2 protein-coding genes and 1 pseudogene are annotated in these 2365 nt (G+C 60.8%); 2 read left to right on the top strand and 1 reads right to left on the bottom strand.

Annotation, left to right across the window (positions count from 1 at the left end):
* Positions 1-75 precede the first annotated feature (75 nt).
* Both AWB67_RS36480 and AWB67_RS43680 read left to right on the top strand, forming a co-directional pair.
* Positions 76-1052, top strand: a pseudogene (locus AWB67_RS36480) (NAD(P)H-dependent flavin oxidoreductase).
* Between the two features lie 94 nt (positions 1053-1146).
* A complete protein-coding gene (locus AWB67_RS43680) occupies positions 1147-1572 on the top strand; it encodes a putative quinol monooxygenase (RefSeq protein ID WP_087660698.1) in 426 nt (141 codons plus the stop codon).
* 716 nt (positions 1573-2288) lie between these two features.
* On the opposite strand, the gene AWB67_RS43675 is transcribed toward AWB67_RS43680, so the two are convergent.
* Positions 2289-2365 (bottom strand): 4Fe-4S dicluster domain-containing protein (locus AWB67_RS43675; protein ID WP_133168007.1); only part of this gene is annotated, 77 nt, incomplete at its 5' end.

Raw genomic sequence — 2365 nt, 5'->3', positions numbered from 1 at the left:
GTGTAATGGCATTGCCGGCCCAATTCTGACTGTATCCCAGCGTACAACTACCCATCCATTCAAGAGAGATTCGCAATGAAGACGCAGATCACGGAATTGTTCGGCATCGAGCATCCCATCATCCAAGGCGGCATGCACTACGTAGGATTCGCGGAACTGGCTGCAGCGGTGTCAAATGCGGGCGGCCTGGGTCTTGTTACGGCGTTGACACAGCCCAGCCCGGAGGCGCTGGCGGGCGAGATCCGGCGCTGCCGGGACATGACCGACAAGCCGTTCGGCGTCAACCTGACGTTCCTTCCGGCACGCAATCCGCCGGATTACCCCGGCTACGTGCGATCATCGATGGCGGCGTGAAAATCGTCGAGACCGCGGGGAACAATCCGCAGAAGTGGCTGCCCATGCTGCAGGAGGCCGGCGTCAAGGTGATTCACAAATGCACATCGGTGCGGCATGCACTGAAGGCCGAGAGCATCGGATGTGATGCGGTCAGCGTGGACGGCTTTGAATGCGGGGGCCATCCCGGCGAGGACGATGTCCCCAACTTCATCCTGCTGCCCAGAGCCGCGGACGAACTCCGGGTACCGTTCGTCGCCTCGGGCGGCATGGCCGATGGTCGTTCGCTTGTGGCGGCACTTGCCATGGGTGCGGGCGGTATCAACATGGGCACGCGCTTCGTGGCGACCCACGAAGCGCCGGTCCACCAGAAGGTCAAACAGGCCATCGTCGCGGCAACGGAACTGGATACGCGACTCGTAATGCGCCCGCTGCGCAATACCGAACGCGTGCTGAACAACGCTGGGGTCGAGCGCCTGCTGGAAAAGGAAAGGCGACTCGGCGCCGACATCGCCTTCTCGGACATCGCGGACGAGGTAGGGGGCGTCTATCCGCGTGTCATGAAGGACGGCGACGTGGACGTCGGCGCTTGGTCGTGCGGTATGGTTGCCGGACTCATTCATGACATCCCCAGGGTCGGCGAACTGGTCGAACGAATCATGCACCAGGCCGAAGAGATTGTTGCGAAGCGGCTTCACGGGATGCTGTCGCACGCATGAACGATGGTGATCCCAACAAGGAAAGAGACGATGGCAAAATTATTGCAAGAATCCGCGTAGAGGCAGGCCGCGAGGCGAAGTTCGAAACGCTGGCATCCGGACTGGTGGCCGAGTCGCCCCTTTAAGCCGGTGCCTGGCATATGACCCGTGGCGCTCCGACGAAGCGCATGAATGCGTCTTCATCGAGCGCTACGTCGACAAGCCGGCAGCCCAGGCGCACGCCGAATCTGATCACTGTCGTCGGATTGGTCGACAGATGGGCGCGCTCATGGAGCGCCTCGAATGTGCTCAGGCTTACTACGCCGGTATTAGATGCGGACGAGGCCGTGGACGATCAAGGAATGGCGAAAGGCAGGCTCGTCCCGGGCGCGCCAGACTGATAGCGCAGTGGCTTGACCGTGGCAGAACTGCACGCTCGACTACAACGTCATCTGGCCAAGACCCTGAACGGAGGTATCGAGGAAATCATGATTCGGCTCCCGTTGAAGAACGAGGCGGATTGCCTTATTCTCCAACATAAGGAACCTCCCGGCCGACATCTCAAGAACCGCCCACGCCCGGACGAAGCCACTACCGCGCAAGCGGATTCGTCCACAAGTCACTTTGCGGCCGTTCGACCACCGGTACTCGCGGATGTCAGGTCTCGCCGTCAGTGAATTGTTTCGAAAGACCGTAGAGGGTCCCCGTTGCGCCCAGCGGTCCGATTTCAAAATGAAGCGCTTTCGCTCGACTCAACGAATCTATCGCTGCGTCGAATGAGTTTTTTTGGCCGATCGCATCCGCTGACATGCGGTGTCACAAAGCTGCCCTTGGCACAGCGAGAGCTTTTCGCTGGCAGCTTACGGCTAACCTGGCTGAACGCGCACAAGCGGCCAGGACGCGACGACGTTCGCGCTTGCGATCGAGTGGACGTTGAGCGGTCAGCTGCGACCAGAAAGCGGCCATCGGGCTAGTACCATCCTTCAAGAGCGGATGAAAGATGCGCATTCGCGACTATGCATGTCTGCGGCCAGAACGGCAGATTGCGCCGACCGATTTTCGCGTTTAGGCATGCCTGTGCTCATAGACGGTGATTTGCGTAGCGACGTGATCGCGCCGTTCGAGTCGGCCCCGGGCAATCGCAACGAATCGCCGCTGTTGCGCAAAGCGCTGCCGCAACTCACGCGCATCGCCCGGGCCGTGGGGTTCGATCTGTGGGGAAGCGTCGTGAGTCTGGAACCCGCAACCAGTTGCCCATCACATGTTCGGATAGTTCGGCCCGCCGCCACCCTCCGGCGTCACCCAGACGATGTTCTGCGTCGGGTCCTTGATGT

It is taken from the genome of Caballeronia terrestris, assembly GCF_001544515.1.
In the GTDB taxonomy this organism is placed as follows: domain Bacteria; phylum Pseudomonadota; class Gammaproteobacteria; order Burkholderiales; family Burkholderiaceae; genus Caballeronia; species Caballeronia terrestris.
This window is presented reverse-complemented; position numbering and strand designations above follow the sequence as displayed.